The organism is Microcoleus pseudofavosus SVA1_A4 (genome assembly GCF_036700565.1).
In the GTDB taxonomy this organism is placed as follows: domain Bacteria; phylum Cyanobacteriota; class Cyanobacteriia; order Cyanobacteriales; family Microcoleaceae; genus Microcoleus.
Map to the genome: position 1 here is coordinate 95460 of NZ_JAUBPE010000002.1, position 23354 is coordinate 118813.

At 45.3% G+C, this 23354-nt stretch carries 17 protein-coding genes; 11 read left to right on the plus strand and 6 right to left on the minus strand.

Going from position 1 to position 23354, the window contains the following annotated elements:
* Positions 1-22: 22 nt before the first annotated feature.
* The 4 genes from QUA02_RS01370 to QUA02_RS01385 all read right to left on the minus strand — a co-directional run bounded on the left by QUA02_RS01370 (position 23) and on the right by QUA02_RS01385 (position 9851).
* Positions 23-1951 (minus strand): efflux RND transporter periplasmic adaptor subunit, encoded by a 1929-nt coding sequence (locus QUA02_RS01370; RefSeq protein WP_333024693.1) that lies wholly within the window; start codon positions 1949-1951, stop codon positions 23-25.
* Between the two features lie 202 nt (positions 1952-2153).
* Positions 2154-2354, minus strand: coding sequence for a hypothetical protein (locus tag QUA02_RS01375; protein WP_333024694.1), 201 nt, complete (start codon positions 2352-2354; stop codon positions 2154-2156).
* A 622-nt stretch (positions 2355-2976) separates the two neighbouring features.
* Positions 2977-3693 (minus strand): DUF305 domain-containing protein, encoded by a 717-nt coding sequence (locus QUA02_RS01380; RefSeq protein WP_333024696.1) that lies wholly within the window; start codon positions 3691-3693, stop codon positions 2977-2979.
* A 548-nt stretch (positions 3694-4241) separates the two neighbouring features.
* A complete protein-coding gene (locus QUA02_RS01385; RefSeq protein WP_333024697.1) occupies positions 4242-9851 on the minus strand; it encodes an AAA family ATPase in 5610 nt (1869 codons plus the stop codon).
* Positions 9852-10301: 450 nt separating this feature from the next.
* On the opposite strand from QUA02_RS01385, the gene QUA02_RS01390 reads away from it, so the two are divergent.
* The 6 genes from QUA02_RS01390 to QUA02_RS01415 all read left to right on the plus strand — a co-directional run bounded on the left by QUA02_RS01390 (position 10302) and on the right by QUA02_RS01415 (position 15711).
* Positions 10302-10631 (plus strand): hypothetical protein, encoded by a 330-nt coding sequence (locus QUA02_RS01390; protein WP_333024699.1) that lies wholly within the window; start codon positions 10302-10304, stop codon positions 10629-10631.
* Between the two features lie 200 nt (positions 10632-10831).
* Positions 10832-11041: a hypothetical protein gene (locus QUA02_RS01395; protein ID WP_333024700.1), complete on the plus strand. Its 210-nt coding sequence runs from the start codon at positions 10832-10834 to the stop codon at positions 11039-11041.
* Between the two features lie 146 nt (positions 11042-11187).
* A complete protein-coding gene (locus QUA02_RS01400) occupies positions 11188-11427 on the plus strand; it encodes a type II toxin-antitoxin system Phd/YefM family antitoxin (RefSeq protein WP_333024701.1) in 240 nt (79 codons plus the stop codon).
* A 2-nt stretch (positions 11428-11429) separates the two neighbouring features.
* The gene (locus QUA02_RS01405) at positions 11430-11831 is read left to right on the plus strand and encodes a type II toxin-antitoxin system VapC family toxin (protein WP_333024702.1); all 402 of its coding nucleotides are present in this window, start codon (positions 11430-11432) and stop codon (positions 11829-11831) included.
* Between the two features lie 221 nt (positions 11832-12052).
* Positions 12053-14296 (plus strand): TOMM precursor leader peptide-binding protein, encoded by a 2244-nt coding sequence (locus tag QUA02_RS01410; protein WP_333024703.1) that lies wholly within the window; start codon positions 12053-12055, stop codon positions 14294-14296.
* Between the two features lie 8 nt (positions 14297-14304).
* Positions 14305-15711 (plus strand): SagB family peptide dehydrogenase, encoded by a 1407-nt coding sequence (locus QUA02_RS01415; protein WP_333024704.1) that lies wholly within the window; start codon positions 14305-14307, stop codon positions 15709-15711.
* 75 nt (positions 15712-15786) lie between these two features.
* On the opposite strand, the gene QUA02_RS01420 is transcribed toward QUA02_RS01415, so the two are convergent.
* The gene (locus QUA02_RS01420; RefSeq protein ID WP_333024706.1) at positions 15787-17424 is read right to left on the minus strand and encodes a flavin monoamine oxidase family protein; all 1638 of its coding nucleotides are present in this window, start codon (positions 17422-17424) and stop codon (positions 15787-15789) included.
* Between the two features lie 313 nt (positions 17425-17737).
* Here QUA02_RS01420 and QUA02_RS01425 point away from each other — a divergent pair, with 313 nt between their 5' ends.
* The 5 genes from QUA02_RS01425 (at position 17738) to QUA02_RS01445 (ending at position 22144) form a co-directional block, all read left to right on the plus strand.
* Entirely contained in the window at positions 17738-17932 is a 195-nt protein-coding gene (locus tag QUA02_RS01425) for a heavy-metal-associated domain-containing protein (protein WP_333024844.1), read from the plus strand.
* A gap of 215 nt (positions 17933-18147) precedes the next feature.
* The gene (locus tag QUA02_RS01430) at positions 18148-20403 is read left to right on the plus strand and encodes a heavy metal translocating P-type ATPase (protein ID WP_333024708.1); all 2256 of its coding nucleotides are present in this window, start codon (positions 18148-18150) and stop codon (positions 20401-20403) included.
* A 19-nt stretch (positions 20404-20422) separates the two neighbouring features.
* Positions 20423-20932: a cupredoxin domain-containing protein gene (locus QUA02_RS01435; protein WP_333024710.1), complete on the plus strand. Its 510-nt coding sequence runs from the start codon at positions 20423-20425 to the stop codon at positions 20930-20932.
* A 101-nt stretch (positions 20933-21033) separates the two neighbouring features.
* Positions 21034-21462, plus strand: coding sequence for a lactoylglutathione lyase (gloA, locus tag QUA02_RS01440; RefSeq protein ID WP_333024712.1), 429 nt, complete (start codon positions 21034-21036; stop codon positions 21460-21462).
* A 100-nt stretch (positions 21463-21562) separates the two neighbouring features.
* A complete protein-coding gene (locus tag QUA02_RS01445; protein ID WP_333024714.1) occupies positions 21563-22144 on the plus strand; it encodes a YdeI/OmpD-associated family protein in 582 nt (193 codons plus the stop codon).
* 226 nt (positions 22145-22370) lie between these two features.
* Here QUA02_RS01445 and QUA02_RS01450 read toward each other — a convergent pair whose 3' ends face one another.
* On the minus strand, positions 22371-23351 hold the full coding sequence (locus tag QUA02_RS01450) for an SGNH/GDSL hydrolase family protein (RefSeq protein WP_333024717.1): 981 nt from the start codon (positions 23349-23351) through the stop codon (positions 22371-22373).
* Positions 23352-23354: the final 3 nt, after the last annotated feature.

Genomic DNA, 23354 nt, shown 5'->3' on the forward strand with positions numbered 1-23354 from the left:
ATTGCTAGATTCAACAAAATCTTTAGTTCAAGCTCTTGACTTCTGACTCTTCAGTTTTAACGTGATGGTTGTCATTGTGTAACAGCAATTCATCGTTCAACACCGGTTCGTAGGCGGAAAAACCATTGTTTACGGCATGATGTTGAGCTGCTGCTAGGGTTGGCAGTTTGCGCCGATTTCCCCACCAAACCCCGGCTGCAAAAGTCAAAGATGCGATCGCAATTCCTCCCCCTATACCCGCCCACAAAGGCACCGGAAAACTGTTAAGCTTAACCCCTGTTATCTTGGAATTTTCCTCGCTTTTTGAGGGTTTATGGCCGCCCCGCAAAGATTGAGCGTAAAGTTGAGGAGCGCGCTGAGTAACGATCGAATCTCCCTCAAACAAACCGCTCTTAATTTCTACTAAATCCCCGGAAGTTTGACCGAGTTCGACTTCAACAGCTTGAAACGCATCGCCGTTTTTGACGTAAACTAATTGTTTGCCGCTTGCTTCTACAACTGCGGAAACAGGAATTGCCAAAATACTTGTTGCAGTTTTGTCGGTGAAAATTTCCAACTCGGCAAACATCCCCGGCTTCAAAATTCCTTCAGCATTATCTAATAAAGCTTTCACCGGCACAGCGCGGCTTTCTCCTTCTACTGCCGAGCCAATTAAGCTAATTTTTCCCCTGAAAGTGCGGTTTGGCAAACTAGCAACTTTTACCGTCAATTCCTGACCCTGCTTTACCCGATTCAGGTCTTTTTCGTAAATATTTGCTGTGGCAAAGACGCTGCTGTCGTTTAATATGCTCATCAGCGGTTTTTCCGCCGAGTTTACTGATTCTCCTAAAGTGATTTCGCGATCGGCTACAGTGCCTGCAATGGGAGCTACAACGGTAACAAGTCCTTTTTCGTTGGCAATAGTTCCTAACTGTTGCAGCCGCGCTTGATAAGCTGAACTGCTGAGGCGAACGCGGGACTGAGCTACTTCTAATGCAGCTTGAGAGTGCTTGAGTTGAGCTTCTGCTTCTAGAACTTCCCGGCGGCTCAGAGCTCTGGTAAGTTGAGCTTTTGCTTCTGCAACTCTGCCTTGGGCATCCCGCAATTCCCGCATTGGGAGGTCTACTTCGGCTTGTTTAATTTCGGTTTGGGCTGTGATAACTTCGGGACGGCTTTTTGCCTTAGCAACAGCGGCTTTTGCTTCGGCGAAGTGAGCTTGCGATTCCAGCATTGTCCGCCGCGCGATCGCTCCTGCTGCCACTAATTCTTTGTCGCGCTCTAACTGTTCTTTAGCTACCGTTAATTCGGTTTCTGCCCGCGCTATTTCTGCTTGCGATATCTCAACCTGACGCTGATAGTTTTCTTTAGCTACTTTCACAACTGAACGGTTATTTACCAAGTCTTGCTCTCCCTCGTACTGCTTGGTTGCTGCTGTCAGTTGGGTTTGGGCTTGTGCGATTTCCGCTGCGGATATTTTTAATTGGCGACCGTAATTTTCTCTAGCTAACTTAAACTCAGCCTGCGCCTGCTGCAAATCGCCTTCAGCTTCGGCTCGTTTTGCGATCGACTCCACGCGCAATTGCCCTAATTCTGAACTCGATAAAACAGCGACAGGTTGACCTTTAGAAACATTGTCCCCCGGCTTGATTAGCAACTCAACCACAGTGCCGCTGACGGGAGCCCGAACCTCTACTTTTTGATTTGGTAAAGTTTCAATTTGTCCGGTAGTTTTAATGCCGACAGCGAGTCGCTGAGCTTTCACCGGCTCAACTTTGATTCCAATCCGCTTCGAGGTTTCAGCATCTACAGAAATAGAAGCAGGAATTTGAGTTGCTTCGCCGCTTTGGTGAAATTCATCTCCGTGTCCGGCGTGTGCTAAAACAGGGGCGGGAGAAGTTAACAAAATTAGGCTTAACAAAGTTACAGAAATGCTGCTAATATTTGCTAAGTGAGAACATTTGTGAAATATCATCGTTGGCATTATCCTTTAAATCAGGTTGAGTGCCAAAAGCTTAGGGGTTGGTATTTTGCCAAAGTAAGCAAGTGAACCCAATTAACTAAAGCTACTTCTTCGCATTTTCCAAGAAGCGACCGCTAAGCAATGACCGAGAGCTAGAAATGCTCTACTCAACCTAGTCTTTCACTGCCAAATGAAATTAGGATGAAATTTCGCATCAGCAGCCCAGATGCCCACCGGCTTCTAAAATACGAAGATAAGTTTCGCCTAATGACAAGCGATTTTGCTGTAGATTTTTTTCCGGTTTTGCGAGGATCTGTTCTTGCGCTTCAGTTTCCTTTTTAACTGTGGTAACTATCTCTTCTACGGCTGCATTTGATTGATAAGTTGTGTTTAATTCCAAGCTGTTCAAGATCATGACCAACTCCCTTTATATAGCTTTTTACTGACTTACCTACTACTTTAGAGGTAGTCCTGCTCAATTGTCTACCGTATTTTTACGTAATCTCATGAAACTGAGGTTGAGTCAGACAAATGCTGACAGCCCCAGTCGAGCTAAATTACTGTTTCTACCAAGCTTGTCGCCACTTTTTCCTGTCTTCAATTTCTGGCTTTTGGGAACCAAGTATTTCTTGAAGTGTTGACGTACTGTGATTCATGTCATATCAATTCCGGTTGCATCGGAATTAATATCACCCGAAATCAGGACACGGCAGTGCCGTTTCCCTACAATTAATCTGGCGTAGGGAAACGGCACTGCCGTGTCCTCTATATCACAATAACGAACCCTCCGTTTCACTCCGCCCAACATTTTCGCTACAATTTTCCTTAACTGAACCGTATTGCTCTATATCATTCCGCAGCCGGAATTGATATCACTCATATTGTGGATTGGTGTCACGTTTTGTTGAGGGGAGCTATAGCGGTTCTCGAAAAAGTGAGGTATGCCCTATGCCCTATGCCCTATGCCCTATGCCCTATGCCCTATGCCCTATGCCCTATGCCCGACAGTACCTCATCTTTCTGAGAAAGGCTATAAATTACTGTTTGTACCAAGCTTGCCGCCACTGTTTCATTTGCTCAATTTCTTGCTTTTGCGAAGTCAGAATCGCTTGAGATAATGTCTTTATTTCGGGGCGTTTAGACTTCTTCAAAGCATCTTGGGCCATCACTAAAGCTCCTTCGTGGTGGGGAATCATCGCATTGAGAAATCGCAAGTCAAATTGGTCGTCAGCGGCCCCTAAATCCATGCTCATCATCATGCCTTGCATTTGTTGGGGAGTCATTGCCATCATGTGACCCATTTGAGCGTGGTAAGCCATTGGCGTACTGCTGGCTTTGGCATACCAAGTTTTTCGCCACTCTTTCATTTGATTGATTTCGCGGTTTTGAGCGGCAATTATGTTATTTGCTAGCTTTTTGATTTCGGGGCGTTTTGATTTGTTGAGTACCTCTTTTGCCATGTTTACAGCACCTTGATGGTGTACTGTCATGCCATCAATAAATCGCAAATCGTAGTCGGCATCAGCAGGGCCTAAATCCATTGACATATTGTGATTCGTGCCATGATTCATGCCACCCGTGCCGCCGCTTTGTGCCGCGTCTTGCTTGTTGTTTGCTTCGGTTGCTGCGGTAATATTTGGGGCTTGAGTTTGGCTGGAACTGGTTTTTGAACAAGCTGCTAGCACTCCGCTGCTTAGGGCGGCTGCGGTCAATATCAGCGCTGCCAAGCCTGTTTTTAATGAGATTGGTTTCATATATTTTATATCCTTAAAACTGCTATTTATCTTCAGCTTTTCACATATAAATGAAATTAAGATGAAATTTTTGAGTCGGACTTGTAAAGAATTATTGCTGTGCGGTCGATCGCACTCTAGTTTAAGATTGACATGACTCATATCAATTCCGTTAGCATCGGAATGATATAAACGGAGGACACGGCAGTGCCGTTTCCCTACCGCGATCGATTGTAGGGACACGGCACTGCCGTGTCCTCTATATCATACTCATATCAATTCCGCTCTTCATCGGAATGATATAAACGGAGGACACGGCAGTGCCGTTTCCCTACCGCGATCGATTGTAGGGACACGGCACTGCCGTGTCCTCTATATCATACTCATATCAATTCCGCTCTTCATCGGAATGATATAAACGGAGGACACGGCAGTGCCGTTTCCCTACCGCGATCGATTGTAGGGACACGGCACTGCCGTGTCCTCTATATCATACCTTGTTCCCCCCGCAATGCAGCGGGGGGGCTAGGGGGGGTCGAAGAGTGTTGCACGATTTTAGAGAATTAGTATTACTTCTGTTTGATTACTACCAAAGTAATGTCATCAAATACTTTTTGCTCCCCGATGTATCGCCGCACGTCGTCAATAACAGCTTGCTGGATTTCTGCTGCTGACTGTTCCCTGTTAAGGACAACAACTTCAATCAATCGCTCGATACCGTATTGCTCTTTATTCATATCAAAAGCTTCGGTAATTCCATCTGTGTAGAGTACGACAACATCCCCGGAATTTAACTGTATTTCAGCAGTAGCAATGAAATCGGTAATATCGGCTTCCAAGGCGATCGGGAAGCCTAAATCGATGGTATCAATCCGCTCTACTTCGCCGCAGTCACGCACGAGAATCACCTCTTCGTGCTGTCCGCTCAAACGCAGGGTGTTGTCGCGATATTCCAGCAAAGAAAGGCTCATATTTTTACCGGAATTCATGCGCTCTACGTTGTCAAAAAGCGTTTGGTTGACTGTCTGCAATAATTTAACTGGGTCGGTTTCATTGTGAACCAACAAAGTGCGAATTGCTGTTTGCGCCATAATCATTAATACGCCGCTTTCTAAACCGTGTCCTGTCACGTCGCCGATGCCAATTGTGGCTTGACCGCCGTGATTTAGTACGTCGTAATAGTCGCCGCCAACTTCATCAGCGGGTTCCATGAATCCAGCAATTTCTAGCCCTTCAATTGACTCTAATTCCTGCTGTTTCGGCAAAATCATTTGTTGCAGGCGGCGGGTTACGTCTAGTTCGGCACTCATGCGAAGGTTTTCTACTTTTAGGCGTTCGTTCAAAACCAATATTTCTGCATTAGCTTGGGCTAATTGGGCGGTGCGCTCTTCTACTTTTCGATCTAAGGTTTGGTACAAAGTAGCATTTTCTAAGGCGATGGAGGCTTGGGAAGATAGGAGTTTTAAAACTTCTAGTCGGGCTGGGGTGAATACTTTTTCGGCTCGGTTGTTTTCTAAGTAAACTATACCCATGAAGCGACCTTGATTGATGATGGGAGTACAGAGTATGGATTTGGTTTGATGGGCGATGATATAGGGATCTGCGGCAAACATCGCCTCGGTGGTGGCATTGTTTAAGACGGCACTTTTTTGGGTTCTTTCTACATAGTTGATGACGCTCGTGGGGAGGACTTCGGCGAGGGGTTGATGGGGGATTTGTGAGAGGGTGATGTTGTCGCCTTCGACTTGTCCGACGGCTTCTATGGTGAATGTGTTTGAGTGTTTGAGCAGCAAATATCCGGTTTGCGCGCCGGCATTTTCTATGGCGATTTTAATTAGTTTTGCTAGCAACTCACTGAGGACTATTTCGCTGGAGATGGCTTGGGCGGCTTTGAAGACGGAGGCTAGGTCAAAGCCCTCTGAATTACCGCTGCTGGTGATGATGGTGGCTAAGGTGAGGCTGGTTTCTGGGGGTTTTTGAGCGTTGATTTTGGCGAAGAATTCGGGATATCGGGTTTCTAAGTCTTTGACTTTGGCTTTGGCTCCCCAGCGGATGTAGCAGTAGTATGCTTCTAGGAGGAAGAAGCGGGCCATGTTTTCTTGGCCGCGAGTTAGGTGAAATTCGCCGGTGAGTTCGTTGGCGAGGGCTTCTTCTTGCGTGTATTGCTGTTCTCTGGCTCCGCTGATGGCCGCATCGTAGAGGGTGATGGCTGCGGGGTAGTCTCCTAAAATTCGGGCTTTTTCGGCTTCTACTAGGTCGTATTTGTGTTGGTAGTTGGCGGGGCAATTGTTGGCCCAATGTCTCATTGTTTGTTGATTGGTGGCTACTTGTTCGAGATATTCTCTCTGTTCGGTTTCGCTGACGTTGGGATATTGAGCGAGGAGGCTGAGGGAGTAGTAAAAGTTGAGTTGACCTATCATGATCATCCCGCTAACAGGTGCTTTATACTTATCTGCTTGTCGAGCATTTTCAAGGGCTGTTTCGGGTGCTTTAAATAAATAAGATAGAAAGGTTTTAGCAGCATTAATATAAAAAAGAGTAAAATAGTTATTGTTTTTTTGTGCAGATTGAAGATTTTCTACTTCATTATAGTCTTTCCCAATCAATAGAGTCGTATAGTCTGATTCACCAATCAGATTTAACATCAACTGATGATACATCTTTATAAATTCAATCGCAAAATGTTGCTTCAATTTACAAATTAATAATGTGTAATCTTGGCTTCTACTTGCGAGATATTCAATTTCAATTCCGGCATAAAAACTATGGTAATTATCACTTAGAATTGTATAGCAGGCATACTCTAAATTTCCCGTTTCCAGCCCACTAATAACAGCGTTTTGCAAAGACTCTATGGTTTCTCTAACATGGTCTTTCCAATGTCGAATAAATGAGTTAAAATAATGTAAAACAAGCACTTTAATCTGTTTTGAATTAAATTGCTCCAGCAATTTTAAAGATAGCTGACCAAATCTATATCCTGAATCAATGTCTCCACGAACAGTCAAAAAGACACCATAATTGACGTACACGCCAGCAGCTAAAGGAGGATTGCCATAAGTTAGGCAGAGATCCACCATTACAAATAAAAGCCTAGACAGTAAGGCGGGGTTCGTAATATAAGCAGCAGAAGTAACTGTTAAAAGAATCCGAATTGCGGCAAAGTGATAAGGATTTGTCATTTCGGGAAGGTTGGCTAAATCCTCAATTTCTTTATTTTCTTTTGCCAGCTTTATTGAAATTGCCTGAATCAAAATTCCGGGTTCTTCCGACATTTCTGACAGCGATATCCCTAATTTTTCCAGAACCTCCAGTCCTGTCTCTATGGCTTCTGACATCCTGTATTGAGAAATATAAGACTGAATTTTAACTTCGTAAACTTTCACCCTATCTAAAAGCGTTTTCGCCTCTTGCAGTACAACTTCTAAAAGCTGTTCTGCCCGTGCAAAATTAGCGTTCAAATATTCAGCTTCTACGGTTTCCACGTAGATAGGCAGCGTCAAGTCATAATCACTCTGCCAACTATCGGCAGCCAGAAGTCCCAAACTGAGATTAAAATAATTAACAGCCGCTTCAAAGGCTGCGGATGCTTTAGCTTTTTGACCGGCAATCAAGTTAAGTTCTGCTAACAGGTTTTTATCTGACTGTGCGGCCAGTAGCGGTAATTCCTCTGTCGTTGTCTCTATGCCAAAATTCAATTGATTAACCAGGGCAAAAATATTGTTTTGGCGTTCTTCTGCTGTCGTATTTTGCAGCAGTAATTGACCGATTTGGAAGTGAGTTGATTTTTTCTCGGTTTCGGGAATCAAAGAATAGGCAGATTGCTGCACTCTATCGTGCAAGAATTTGTAATCTACTTTCACATCTTGCAGCCGCATTGATTCAGCTTCCGACTCGACAAATACCAGGGGAATTTTGTAGGCTTCGGAGAGGGGCAAAATCAAACCCGCCTGAAGTGCTGGCCACAACTGCGCCCCCGTTACTAATTCTGATGCTTCGTTGACAATCGCTAAAACATCTAAGTTGAAAGTGTTGCCAATACAAGCGGCAAGTTTTAAGGCTTTCTGAGTAACCTCTGGCAGTTTTTGGATGTTTCTAGCAATCAGTTCGACAACGTTTAAATCGGTAATGCCAATGGCTTGGATTGCCTCGATATCCCATTGCCATTTGTCGCTGCTGGCTTCATAATGCAGCAGGTTTTCCAAGGCGAGGGTTTTCAGCAGTTGGGTTAAAAAGAAAGGGTTGCCTTGGGTTTTGCTAAACAGGAGTTGTGAAAAAGATTGAATGCGTTTTGTGGCTGCGGATTCATTGAGAGTATCGGCAATCAGTTGGCTAACGTGATTGATGGCTAAAGGTTGGACGGTGATATTGTTGAGATTAGCCCCGGATTCGCGGATTTTTTCTAAGGTTTGAATTAAAGGGTGAGTGGGGTTGACTTCGTTATCGCGATATGCTCCAATAATTAACAAATATTTGCTGTCAGAGTCACCCATCAGCAGTTGCATCAGTTTCAGGGAGGCTGCATCTGCCCACTGCAAGTCATCTAAAAACAGGACAACGGGGTGCTGTGGCTGACAAAAGACTTTGAGGAATTGTTGAAAAACTCGATTGAAGCGGTTTTGTGATTCTGTTGGCCCTAATTGCGGCACTTCTGGCTGCGGGCCGATAATAAATTCTACTTCGGGGATGACATCAATGATGACTTGGGCATTGGGGATGAGGGCATCTAAGAGTTGATGTTTCCAACTGGCAATTTGGGCGGCATTTTCTGTGAGTAATTGGTTGATTAAGGCTTGAAAAGCGGTGATGATCGCTGAGTAGGGAATGTTGCGGTTAAATTGGTCGAATTTGCCGGAGATGAAGTAACCGCGTTGGCGGAGTATGGGTTTGTGAACTTCGTTGACGATGGCGGTTTTGCCAATGCCGGAATAGCCGGATACTAGGATCATTTCGGCATGGTTTTGAACCCCCCCGGCCCCCCTTGCTAAGGGGGGGGTTAGAGTGGGGGAGGATTCTGGTTCGGAAGCGTAGGTTTGATCCCCCCCGGCCCCCCTTGATAAGGGGGGGGTAAGAGGGGAGGATTCTGCTTCTGAAGCATAGGTTTGATCCCCCCCGGCCCCCCTTAAGAAGGGGGGGGTAAGAGGTGTTGGGGTAAGAGGGGATTCTGCTGGCTCTAAAGCCCCCTTAGTAAGGGGGTTGGGGGTTAGAGATGTTGGGGTTAGAGGGGATTGGCTGATTCTTTCAAAGGCGGCTAGTAATTCTATTACTTCCTGTTCGCGGCCGTAGAGTTTTTGTGGGATCAGGAGTTGGCTACCTTTGTCGCGGGTGGCAATGGCAAAAGGTGTTATTGTTCCTGTAGCAAGCAACTGATTTAAACAATTTTCTAAGTCAAATTTTAATCCCGCTGCGCTCTGATATCTCTCTTCTGCGGTTTTGGCTAAGAGTTTGATGACGATATCAGAAATAACTTGGGGAATTTCTCTAATTTCACAAAGCGGTAACGGCTGTTTAGCTAAGTGACAATGTATTAATTCCATCGGGTCTTCAATGGCAAAAGGTAACTGACCCGCGAGCATTTCGTATAAAGTAACTCCTAAAGAATAATAGTCGCTGCGGTAATCTACCGAGCGGTTCATCCGCCCGGTTTGTTCTGGGGAGAGATAGGCGAGAGTACCCGCCAGTTCTGATGGGTTGCTCGCAGATTGATTCTCTTGTTGCAGGCGGGAGGAAATGCTAAAGTCAGTGAGTTTAACTTCGCCTGTGGCAGAGTTGATAATAATATTTGCCGGTTTAATATCTTTGTGAATAATCGAATGGCGGTGCAAGTAATCTAAGGCATCTATTAAGATAATGGCAATTCTCAGGACTTCTGTTACAGGTAAGGTTTGGTTAGCAAGTAAGTAGTCGAGGGAGGAGCCGCCAAAATCTTCTAAGATCAGGGCAAAGCTGTTACGATAGTTTTCTAGGCTGTAGACTTTGGTGATGCTGGGACAGTCTAGGGGTTGGGCAATTTTGTATTCATTTCTGAGGCGGGTGACTTCTTCCAGAGTGGGGTACTCGGATTTGAGGATTTTAACGATCGCAGGTTGTCGATCGCGTTCCCGGTAGCCTCGATAAACCAGACTTTTTACGCCGCTGTGAATTTCTTGTACAATGCGATATCCGTTAAGTCCGAGCATAGTGTGTGCCCTAGTTGGTATTGTGCTTGTTAGTGATATTAGCCTAATCTGGTCAAAAGCAGGCATCCTGCCTACTCCACAAGAGGTCTAAATATAGCAGTTTTCAGATAACGGGTAGGGACACGGAACCGTGCCTATTGGTGCCAACTTAACGCTCTTTCCCTCAGTCCATCAGTCCGGCAGGGGTTGAAACCCCTGCCTCAAAGCGAAAGTCCTCTAAAGAGGACTAATGAGTTTTTCAGTCCTCTTCAGAGGACTTTCGCTATTAGACAGGGAATTAATTCCCTGGCGGACTGTCGGGTGAGCGAGAAGACTGGGGGGACTGACAGGTAGATTTATGCATACCACTAACAAGGAGCAAATATTTGCTATCGAGACTGTAGAGAACTCATCTGTTATACAATAACAGCAAAATCTATATTTCCCGCAAAAGGGAGCTAGGAGAAAATTATGGCATTTCCCCAGGATTGGAAAAGTTGGGAAACACAAATAGCCCGACTGATTAGTCAAGCATGGTTGGACGAAGCTTTGTATAACCGTCTACTCAACGAGCCCGCAGCCACGCTGCGAGACAATGGGTTAATTTTGGAAGATTTCGTAGAAGTCCAAGTAAATCAGGCTCCCAATGCAGTTCCCGTCCTTCGAGGTACTGAAGGGGAGACGGTGATTTATGAAATGCCCCTACCTCCCAAACCCGATGATATGACAGACGAACAGATTAGCACTTGGCTTGAGGGTCGAGCAGATATAGCCCCTGGTTTGGCACCTAAGTCTTGCTAAAGTCCCTTTAGCTTACCGCAGGCGGAACCCGTAGCTTGCCAGTTTTTCGGCCCCGCTTTGCTCTAGTCGCAGCGGGGCCGCTTCAGGAGAGTTGGTGTTTCTGGTGAGCGAGAGAGGGGTTGACAAGCGGATGGGACTGTTGTACCGTATCCGCATTAATTGCCCGAACCAGATTAAGTGTATCTAACAGAGGAAGAAATATGTCAGTTTTGCAACAAGATTTGACGGCGAGCGAACAGGAAATGTCGAAGGCGATCGCGCAGGCCTGGTTAAGTGGCGTTCCTGAAGGTACGACGATCGGTGAAATGCGATTGCCTGCGAAACCTGATAATTTGATCGATACACAGATTAACGATTTTATTGAGGGTAGAACAGAGGTAAGCCCTGGCAGTATTCCATTCTGTTCCTAAAGTCCCTTTAGCTTACCGCAGGCGGAACCCGTAGCTTGCAAGTTTTTCTGCCCCGCTTTGCTCTAGTCGCAGCGGGGCCGATCGAGGAGATTTAGCTTTTCGGGCGATCGATTATACTTAATTTATAGATTTAAATTTTTAAGAGTATGGAAAGCGTAAATATCGATCGGGCTAAAACGAATCTCTCAGAACTATTATCCCGTGTGGAACTTGGAGAAGAAATCATTATTTCAAACGGATCTATCCCCATAGCGAAGTTAGTTCCGTTTCGCAGTTCACCCAATCGACGACTTAGTTTAGGGCAAGATCGAGGGAGATTTATTGTGCCAGATGATTTTAACGCTCCTTTACCAACAGAGATTTTGGCAGCATTCGAGGGGGATTAAAAGTGAAGCTTTTGTTGGATACGCAGTGTTGGTTGTGGTGGTTTGCCCAACCAGAAAGATTGAGTGAGGAGGCGATCGCACAAATTGTTGACGAAACGAACGAATTGTGGTTTTCTGTTGCTAGTATTTGGGAAATAGGTATCAAAGTTGCGATCGGCAAATTGCCACTGCCAGACCCGATAGATAGCTACATTAATAGTCGCATGGTGCAGTTAGGTGTGCAGTATTTGGAAATTACAGCAGCTCATGCTTTACGAGCCGCTGCGTTACCATTACATCATCGCGATCCGTTCGATCGAATGCTGATTGCCCAGGCTCAGGTAGAGGACATGACGCTTGTGAGTGCTGATTCAATGTTCAAGCAATACAGCGATATTTCCCTTCTTTGGGGATCTAAACAGTAATGTAGTATGGTGCGTCGCTGGTCGAATCGAAAGTCAGTAGCGAGAATTGTTGGTAGCGACGCACCCCACAAGGGCGATCGGCATTCTGCGGATATGATACCCAGATTTGGTATAATTCCTGGCACAGATAGGAATTGCCAAAATAACGAGGCTATTATAGAATGTCAATAGTTAACTCTGTACTAAAATCAATTCACAAATTATATTAAACACCATTCAGGATGATCTACCAACCAAAGTTTAAAAATTGCTTCACAGTCGAAATCGTCAAATCAGTCGGAGTATTCCTGATTTCCGAGTCAGATTCCTTCGTCCTCTCAGGCAACCTTTACGAACTATTAACCCCCTTAATTAACGGCCGCAACACCGCCGACGAAATCGTCAACCAACTGCGAGGTCAAGCCTCACCCGCAGAAATTTACTATACCCTAGCCCTGCTCGAAAAACAAGGCCACCTCATCGAAAACGACACCTCCCTCCCCGATGAAACAGCCGCCTTCTACACTCTCTTAAACATCTCCCCCCAACAAGCCACATCTCGCTTGCAATCCCTGAAAGTTGCCGTCATTTCCTACAGCCAAATCCCAGCCGAAGCCTGCATCAGCGCCCTAGAAACCCTCGGCATTCAAGTCTCAGCCACCGCAGATATCACCCTGATCGTAGCCGACGATTACCTGCAACCAGAACTGGGCGAATTCAACCAAAAAGCCCTCCAAACTGGCAGCCCTTGGCTACTGCTAAAACCTACAAGTGCAACAATTTGGATTGGACCAATTTTCCACCCCGAAACCACCGCCTGCTGGGAATGTCTCGCCCAACGCCTGAGAGCAAATCGCCCCACCCAAAGCTTCATCCAGCGTCAAAAAAACTACTCAAAACCCTTATTAAATCCCCCATCTTACCTACCTTCCACCTTACAAATCAGCTTAAATTTAGCCGCCGCAGAACTAGCAAAATGGATCGTCCAAGGCAATAATAAAACCTTAGAAAACACCATCATTACCTTTGACACCAAAACCCTCAAAACCACCAACCACACCATAACCAAACGCCCGCAATGCCCCGAATGCGGTTCACCTCAGCCCCAAGAAATCCAGCCCTTTGTCCTCCAAAGCCAGAAAAAAACCTTTACCGCCGACGGCGGCCATCGCGGCTTTTCCCCAACCGAAACCCTGCAAAAATTTGACAGCCAAATCAGTCCCATCACCGGCGTTGTGCGCGGTTTACTCAAAGTTCCCCAAACAACCAATGCTTTAACACCGAACTACTTAGCCGGCCACAATTTCGCTACCATGTTCGATGATTTGTTCTTCCTCAAAGAAAACTTGCGGGGAAGAAGTGCCGGCAAAGGCAAAACCGACGAACAAGCCAAAGCCAGCGCCTTGGGAGAAGCCATTGAGAGATATTCCGGCGTATTTCAAGGCGACGAAATCCGCAAAAAAGGCAGCTATCAAACAATGGGAGAAGCCGCCATTCACCCCAATGATTGCATGGGATTTAGTGAAGCGCAATACACAACTCGCCACGAATGGAATAGAACCTGTCCCAGCTTCTTTCAAAGAGTCCCCGAACCCTTCGATGAAAGCCGAGAAATTGACTGGACACCAATTTGGTCATTAACTCATCAACGAGTCAAATATCTACCCACAGCTTACTGTTATTACGGCTATCCCAAACCCGAAAAACCAGACTGTTGGGCCGACTCCAACGGTAGCGCCGCCGGCAATACCAAAGAAGAAGCAATTTTGCAAGGATTTATGGAATTAGTCGAGCGAGATAGCGTCGCCTTGTGGTGGTACAATCAAGTAAAAGTCCCCGCCGTTGACTTAGATAGCTTTCACGATGCCTACATTCAAGAACTCAGAAACTACTATCAAAGTATAGACCGCACTCTGTGGGTTTTAGACCTCACCAACGATTTTAACATCCCCGTATTTGCCGCCATTTCTCACCGCATCGACAGAGAAATCGAAGACATCATCTTCGGTTTTGGCGCACATTTTGACCCAAAAATTGCCCTGTCTCGCGCCTTAACAGAAGTCAACCAATCGTTACCCTCAGTATTAACCTTCAACGCCGATGGTAGCACCAATTACGGAGTTTCCGACGGCCTCACCGTTGAGTGGTACAAAACCGCCACCCTAGAAAATAAACCTTATTTAACGCCCGATCCTTCTCAACCTTTAAAATTGCAATCTGACTATCCCCCCTTAGCCAGCGACGATTTAAAAACAGACGTTGAGAAATGCGTAAAAATAGCTGAAACTTTAGGCTTAGAAACCTTTGTTTTAGATCAAACCCGGCCCGACATTGGCTTAAATGTCGTCAAAGTCATAGTACCAGGAACGCGGCACTTTTGGAAGCGCTTAGCACCAGGGCGACTTTATGACATTCCCGTGAAATTAGGCTGGCTAGATGCACCCATCCCAGAACAGCAAATCAACCCATTCCCGATATTCTTTTAATGTGAATTATGAGTGAAACCATCCCCCAAATCATCCTTTCTTTTAAGCCAGAGATTTCTATCATTGAGGAACCGGAAAAAGGCTTAATTTTAAAATCCCCCTACATCGAATTCAACCTCAGCAAACTCTCCCCCGGAATCGTCGCCGCGATTAAAGTTCTGTGTACCGAAGGCGCAACGGAAAAAGCCCTAAGTCAACTGGTAGTTGCTACCGATGGCAGTTCCGCCCTCGCTAAATTCTACTACTACCTAGAACAATTTGTCATCCTGGGTTTAGTTTACCATACTCTAGAAATTGACGGAAGTGCGATCGCTACAGTCATCCCCATAGCCACTCCTTATAAATGGCATTTATCTGAAATAGTTACTGATAGTCAGTACCAACTTTCGCGCTTTGCCTATTGCCACTCAGAAAAATCCCATCTTGTAGTAGAATCTCCCCTTTCCAAAGCCAAAATGATTCTCAAAGATTGGCGCAGCGCAGCTTTAATCAACGAACTCTCGCAACCTAAAGCCATCTCCGATTTAACCAAAATTCCGGGAATTTCTGAAGCCACCGCCCGATTATTTCTCAGCTTTTTGCTAACCGCTGAAATGCTATCACCTGTTAAGAATGATAGCAGCTTAGAACACAGTGAAACTCTAACTCAATGGGAATTCCACGATTTATTATTTCACTCCCGCAGTCGCGGCGGCAGACATTCCAATCTGATGGGCAAAACCTTTCGATTTTTAGGAGAAATCGAACCCACACCCGTACTCAAAGCCAAACCTTCCAACGAGATTATCAATCTGTATAAACCAGACATCGACAGTTTGAAACAGACAGATACACCTTTTACCGCAATTTTAGAATCAAGAAAGACAATTCGGCAACACGGAGAAAAGCCGATTACTGTCGAACAATTGGGAGAATTCCTCTATCGTTCCGCGAGATTGCGCGAGATTGTCCCCAGAGATAACATGGATTGCAGCAATAGACCTTATCCAACGGGGGGCGCTTGCTACGATTTAGAGATTTATACTGCTATCAATTCCTGTGAAAACATTGATGCTGGCTTGTATTATTATGCACCCCAAGATCACCAACTTTGTAAAGTTTCGGGCAAAACAAAGCAGGTAGAAACCTTACTAAAAAGTGCGGGTTTGTCAGTGCAAATAGAGGTAGAACCACAGATTTTAATTCTGCTATCCTCTCGCTTTTCGAGAGTAAGTTGGGGCTACGAATCAATGGCCTACAGCCTAATATTAAAGCACGTGGGGATTTTGTATCAAACCATGTATTTAGTCGCAACAGCCATGAACCTCGCGCCGTCGGGAGTTGGCGGGGGAAATTCAGAGTTATTTGCAGCAGCGGCAGGATGCGATTATTTTGCAGAATCCTCAGTGGGAGAGTTTATCTTGGGGAGTCGGTGATTAGTTTCCTATAAAGGTAGGGACACGGCAGTGCCGTGTCCCTACTACGGGGATTGACGAAAATTAAAATGAATTTTATAACCCCAGATCGTAACTCTGTGGCAACCATTCAGGCCGGCTCAAGTTAAAGTTTTCTTCTAACATTAATTCTGCACTATTCAACGCTCCTTGCACCCATCCTTGCATATTTGAATAAGCTTCCCCGCAGACATAAACATTCGCACCACGAACCGGATGCCGCATCTGTTTCATCACTTTCCAAGGCTGACAGCGGGGGTTCCAAGAGTGCCATCCACCCCCGTAGGGATCTTTTTGCCAGTCTATATAAAGGGCGGTATAGGGTTCTGGAATATCTGTTAAATTGTGTAGGGCTTTGATTTGTTGCTGCACCGTCCTTACCATATCCTGAGAAGGAACTAAGGGGTCTGTCGCAATACAACCATCACTTTTGAGAAAAGCTCTCAATTCCCGTGTTTCGGGTAGTTCACCGCGAAAAGCTGGACGTTTTTCTGGCTCATCTGGATTGTAAGCCATCGTTCGCCAAAAACCCGCAGCAATATTATCAGGAAAAACACTTAATAATAGCGAGTTGTGATTGTTTGGATCGCCCCCTTGTGCGCTTTCAGTACCGAAGTAGTAACACTTTTGCATCGGCAAATCTGTAGCTGAAGTACCACCATGAATATCTAGTTCGTGCCACCAAGGAGTATGATAGCCGAGGAAAAGTTTGTAAGCGGGATCTGCGCTAACGGTTTGGATATTATCCTGAAAAGTTGAATTGCTAAATAGGAAATTCTGCTGATTTTCTACCGCCAACAGTTCTAGCGATCGCTTCGGCATTGCCAAAATCAGATGTTTCGCGAACACGGGCGGGAGGGAATGGCCAGCGCGATCGACAAAATTTAACCTAATCAGCCCTTCAGAGGTGCGATCGAAGGTCTTTAAGCGATGATTTAGGCACACTTCCCCACCCTCTCTCTCAAATTCTGTCGCGAGGGTTTTCGGTAATGTTTGGTAGCCATCAGCCATCATGTACCAAGTATCGCTGTAGGGAAGAGATATACTGGTTGCGATCGCACTAGCCGCATTCCAAGTACCCAAATCCGAATAGAAAAAGCCCGTATCCAAACAGAGATTGTAAGCCTCGTTGCTAATTTCCTTCAGCAACACTTCCCAAATACTCAAATCATACAAGTGTTGACCGTCAATTTTCAGCGTTTCGCGATCGTGCTTCCACTTTGGTGAGGCAAAATAGGCAGCAGTCAATTTTTGATCGGGAATCGCCCGCCCAACAGCCAAATCGAACAATTCCTCATAATTTTTACCTTCTTCATCAGGCCTTAAATTATAAGGTACTTTATCCGGTTTGTTAAATTCACTCATCAACAAATGCCGATCGCGAACATATGCCCGTACTCCCGGACTGCTAAAGTCAACCGCCGTTGTCTTCAGGTTCAGAAACTTAATCAATTCCCAGACAATAGCCTGAGATTCCGTCACGTACATCCCACCAAACTCAGCCTGAACGTGAGGCATCCCCGGCATTGTCATGGATAGTAACCGGCCACCAATGCGATCGCTCAATTCGTAGAGATGAATCTTAGAAGATTTGCGATGAGATGCTAACCGCCAAGCAGCGTAGGCCCCAGAAACACCACCACCCACAACTGCAACATCAATGATTTGATTTGAATCAACTGCACTATTAATCATAACTTCCTAGTAAAATTACCACCTGAAAAAATTACTTATCGATCCGCGCAAGGACAGTCCAAGAGCCCATTAGTGTCAATTTAGCGTCAAACCCTTAGCCTCCGAAGCGATTCACATCACCGCCATGTATCAACTCCCAGACTCCTCAACCAAGCTCAGCAGCCAATTACCCCTATGGGTAGCGTGTCAAACCACTTTTTTCATAATTCCTGATTTATTTCGCAATTCCCCCTTGACTCTCCTGCTAAGTGGAGACTTTACAATGGAGTTAATTCATTTATTGAGCGGAGTAGTTTCTGCTGAGGTTCAAACTATGACTTTACAGCTAAAAGTTCCCAAGATGGCTTGTTCAGCTTGTGCGAATACAATAACAAAAGCAGTCCAAACCATTGACTCAGCCGCCACTGTTGAGGCGGATCTCAAGACAAAATCGGTCACGATTCAAACCGCTAAGTCGGAAAGTGAAGTTAGGAAAGCGATCGCATCTGCTGGCTACCCAGTCGATTAATTTTAAGGTCAACGCCAGCGGTTTCTAACTTTAGGAATACAACAATTTCATCCTAATTTCATCTTATGGTGAAATGCTGAACATTACAACCACAGCGTCCAGCAACCGCACCACTCATTTCGAGCGCAATTCTCCTCTGTAATTGGGCAACTAGGTCATGCCAATTACTAAATACCTTGGCAACCTGCGCTCTTATTTAGTTTAGGAGTACCCCTATGGACAATCTCACACTTAAATTGCGGGGCATGAGTTGTGCTTCTTGTGCTTCCTCTATCGAACAAGCAATTCGCTCGGTTCCCGGCGTAATTGAGTGTCATGTCAATTTTGGCATGGAACAAGCAACCCTCCAATACGACTCGAAGCAAACCAACTTAGAAACAATTCAATCGGCTGTTGATGCTGCGGGATACCAAGCTTTGCCGCTTCAAGAAATGGCGGCGGGTGAGGATGATTCAGAACAAGCCGATCGCAAATCTGAATCTCAAAACTTGCAGCGGAAACTCTGGACAGCAGGTATCATCAGCATCCTGCTGGTTGTGGGCGGTATTCCGGCAATGACGGGCTTGCACCTGCCATTTATTCCCGCATGGCTGCACAATTTTTGGCTGCAATTAGTGCTGACAGCACCAGTACAATTTTGGTGTGGCAAATCGTTTTATGTGGGAGCTTGGAAATCCCTAAAACGGCGCGTGGCGACAATGGATACCCTGATTGCTTTGGGTACGAGTGCTGCTTACTTTTATTCTGTATTTGTGACATTTTTCCCGGGTTTTTTCACCGCCCAAGGTTTGACTCCTAGCGTTTACTACGAAGTTGCCGCTAGCGTTGTCGCCTTAATTTTGTTGGGGAAAACCCTAGAAAATCGGGCGAAGGGAGAGACTTCCGAAGCCATTCGGAAACTCATGGGTTTGCAAGCGAAAATTGCTCGGATAATTCGCAACGGGGAAGAGTTGGAAGTGCCATTAGCCCAAGTGGAAATTGGCGACATCGTGCAGGTGCGGCCGGGCGAGCAAATCCCCGTAGATGGAGAGGTGATTGAAGGCTCTTCCACAGTAGACGAAGCAATGGTTACGGGAGAAAGTGTGCCTGTCAAAAAGCAGCTTGGTGCTGAAGTTATCGGAGCCACAATTAACAAAACTGGCAGTTTTAAGTTTCGCACTACTAGGATTGGCAAGGACACATTTTTAGCTCAAATTGTCAAGATGGTGCAGGATGCCCAGGGGTCTAAAGCACCGATTCAAAAGTTAGCAGATGAGGTGACAGGTTGGTTTGTACCCGCAGTAATTGCCGTTGCTTTAGCTACTTTTATCGTCTGGTTTAATGCGACTGGAAATATAACTTTGGCAACGGTGACAATGGTGGAAGTGTTGATTATTGCCTGTCCCTGCGCTTTGGGCTTGGCAACTCCGACTGCTGTGATGGTTGGCACGGGTAAAGGCGCAGAAAATGGGATTTTAATTAAAGGAGCTGAGAGTTTAGAATTGGCTCACAAAATTCAAATTATTGTGTTAGATAAAACTGGAACTCTTACTGAAGGTAAGCCGACTGTTACTGATTTTGTGAGCATTAAAGGCACGGCGAATAGTAATGAGTTAAAGTTGCTGCAATTGGCAGCGTCTGTCGAGAAAAATTCGGAGCATCCTTTGGGTGAAGCTGTTGTTAAATACGCTAAATCTCAAGAAGTAAGTTTGACTGATGTTAAGGATTTTGAGGCGATCGCAGGAAGTGGCGTGCGCGGGGTTGTAGGCGGAAAGTCGATCGCCCTAGGAACGCTCAGGTGGATGCAGGAACTAGGTTTTGATACTGAATATCTGGAACTGCGCGCCAGAGCTTTGGAAGCTACCAGCAAAACGGTGATTTGGATGGCCTTTGAGGGGGAAATCGAGGCGATAATGGGAATTGCGGATGCCCTCAAACCGTCGTCAACACAGGCGGTGAAAGCGCTGCAAAAACTCGGTTTGGAGGTGGTGATGCTGACTGGGGACAACCGCGCGACTGCGGAGTCGATCGCACTTTCTGCTGGGATCGATCGCGTTTTTGCTGAAGTTAGACCAGATAAAAAAGTAGCTCAAATCAAGGCACTGCAAGCACAAGGCAAGATTGTAGCGATGGTGGGAGATGGGATTAACGATGCACCAGCTTTGGCAATAGCGGATGTCGGAATTGCGATCGGTACCGGTACAGATATTGCGATCGCAGCTAGCGACATTACCCTAATTTCTGGAGACTTGCAAGGCATAGTTACAGCCATTCAACTGTCGCGTGCCACCATGCGGAACATCCGCGAAAATCTGTTTTTTGCCTTTATTTACAACATCGCTGGAATACCGATAGCAGCGGGCATTTTGTACCCAATTTTTGGCTGGCTGCTCAATCCAATTATCGCCGGCGGGGCAATGGCTTTTAGTTCAGTTTCCGTACTGACTAATGCTTTGCGATTGCGTAGTTTCAAACCCAAATCTATTGCCTAACTTAGGAGGAATTAGATCAATGTTATATCATCGTCAAATTTGGGTGACTCTCGCGAGTTTAGGAATTGCGATCGGAATGGCATCGGGAGTAAAAGCTTCCGAAATGTCCGTCGAGCATCCTACTTCAACAACTCAATTCCGCAGCATTGAACAGCCACTAGGTTTGAAAGTTGGTGTCACAATAGGTGGTTTGACATTAATTGGTTTGGAGTTGTGGTGGTTTTTGTTCAATAAATCTAAAGGGCAGCAAGCTGAATCTATTCAGGGGATACAAGAGTTGACTATTACTGTAGATGGAGGTTATGAGCCTGCTACCGTAGTTGTAAAAGCTGGTCAATTAGTCCGGCTCAATTTCTTGAGGCGTGACCCCAATAGTTGTTTAGAAAAAGTGTTGTTACCAGATTTTCACATTGTGCGAGAATTACCTCTCGATCGGGTGACGGCTGTTGAGTTCACCCCTGACAAACCTGGACGATACCCATTTACTTGCGGCATGAATATGTTTCGAGGTGTGGTGGAAGTACAATAGACAGTTGTCAACCTGTTGCAACTGCGACTGTTGAGGGGCGAGTTTTTTCAGCAGGAAATCGCTAAAATTGAATAAAGCTTAAAAAATTTGGAGTGAGCTAAATGCAACTACTACACACGATGCTCCGAGTCGGCAACCTGGAAGAGTCCCTCAAATTTTACACCGAGGTTCTGGGGATGAAATTGCTGCGGCAAAAGGACTATCCAGACGGTAAATTTACTCTGGCTTTTGTTGGCTACGGCGACGAATCAGACACTACAGTTTTGGAATTAACATACAACTGGGGCGTCGCAGAGTACAATTTAGGGGATGCTTACGGTCATATTGCGATCGGCGTTGACGACATTTACGCTACTTGCGATAAAATTAAAGCTCGCGGCGGTAAAGTTAGTCGCGAACCCGGGCCGATGAAACACGGCTCAACAGTCATTGCTTTTGTGGAAGATCCAGATGGATATAAAGTTGAGTTAATTCAACTGGAAAATCAAAGCAGCAGCAGTCAGAAAGTAGCTGCGGTAAGCGCATCCTAGAACCTCTCTTGCTAGGGTGCCCCGGAAACCAACTTTTTGAGTTAGTTTCTAACTCTGGTTCCGGCGCACCTTACTGTCGATGATAGACCATTCTTTGATTATGTTGAAATTTGAGGACAAGCTCGATACGATCTATGCCAGCGATCGCGCCTGCTGGCGGCAATGGTTGGAGCAAAATCATCAGGACTCGATCGGCGTTTGGCTAGTCTATTACAAGGTCAAAAGCGGTCGCCCGAGCGTTCTGTACAGCGAAGCCGTGAAAGAGGCACTTTGCTTTGGTTGGATTGATAGCAAAGTCCAATCCTTGGACGAAGCGCGTTATCGGCAAATCTTCACACCCCGCAAGCCCAAAAGTGTATGGTCGAAACTGAACAAGCAATATATCGAAGAACTGATCGCGCTGGGACAGATGACCGAGGCGGGGTTAGCAAAAATTGCAGCGGCAAAACAAGATTTTTCATGGACGATCTTAGATGCGATCGAAGCGTTAATTATTCCAGAAGACTTAAAACAAGCCTTGGCGTTAGACGAGACTGCGAACAGATGCTTTACAGCATTCAATAACAGCACTAAAAAAAACATTCTCTTTTGGATTCAAAGTGCTAAACGTCCAGAGACGAGGTTGAACAGAATCGAGAAAACGGTGAGTTCATCTGCACAAAACAAAAATCCATTGCTGTAACTACGACCAAAGTCATTAGCCACTGTTTATCTTGGTGGAATCAATCCAAAATCCAAAATCCAAAATCTAAAATCGAATGACCCTACTGATGCGATCGCACTGACGGTACAAACTGCTGCAAGTAACTTTTTTGCCACATACTAGAAAAATTGCTGGCTATTTGGCTTAAACTATCAAATTTAGGAATTAACAATGCGACGCCCCTGCACCGTTAGCAAGCTAAAGTTTAGGGTTTCTTTTTGGGAGATTTGGGAGATTTGGGAGATTTTAAAACTTGGTCAGCGACCATTTTGTCAGCAATTAAATCGCCGATAATTTTAGCACCGTGGGAAGTAAAGTGCACGCCATCATTAATTTTGACATATCCTCGCTTCCCCGATTTGTCAGCAACCACGGGAACAAATCTATCTGCTTCGGCAAAAGCATCCCAGGTAGAAATAAATTCGATTTTGGCAGAAGATATACTGGCATTTTTATATGTCTCGTTCATTACGGGAAAATATTTAGCATAGCGAGATTTGTTGGATATCGGTTGACCGATCCAATACACTTTTCTCACCGAAGATGACTCAAGTAATTTGGCATACTTATCTACTCTTTCTTGATAAGCATTTTGCCATTCCTTTGTCGCGATTGCCCGGTGTTTTCCTTGAAAATCCGTGATATCTTGAGGATCGTTTCCTCCGAACAAAATGACCACGACATCCGGCTGGTAATCCCGGAGCAATTTTTGGGTTCTGGCATACCAGTCATAATAATCTATGCGGTTTAATCCGCTAGATACTTTGTAGTCAAGTTTAGTATCAGCAATCTGATATTTTTGCTTCATCGTGTACTGAAGTTGAATCCCTAAATCAAACATTACTGAATCTCCAACAAACAAAAATCTGCGATAAGGCCTGGTGAGTTTCGGTTTGACTGCGGTTGGCTTTTGAGTTGGTTTTTTGGGTGGAACAATTGGCGTTTTTTCAATCTTAGCAGTTTGAGTTTTTGGGGGGATGCGATCGAAGTCAATATCTTTAATTTTGCTCCAAAAATCTTGTTCGGATTTCCGAAAACCGTCGATTTCTACCTGTCGTGCTGCTTGTTTTATTTCGGGACTTGCGAAAGGAGTTGAGGAGAAACTTTTGAGAAATAAAGATAAGTTGGAAAATATCAAAGTAAGAATTACAGAAGTAACAATTAGCAAAATTTCTCGGTCTCTCATATT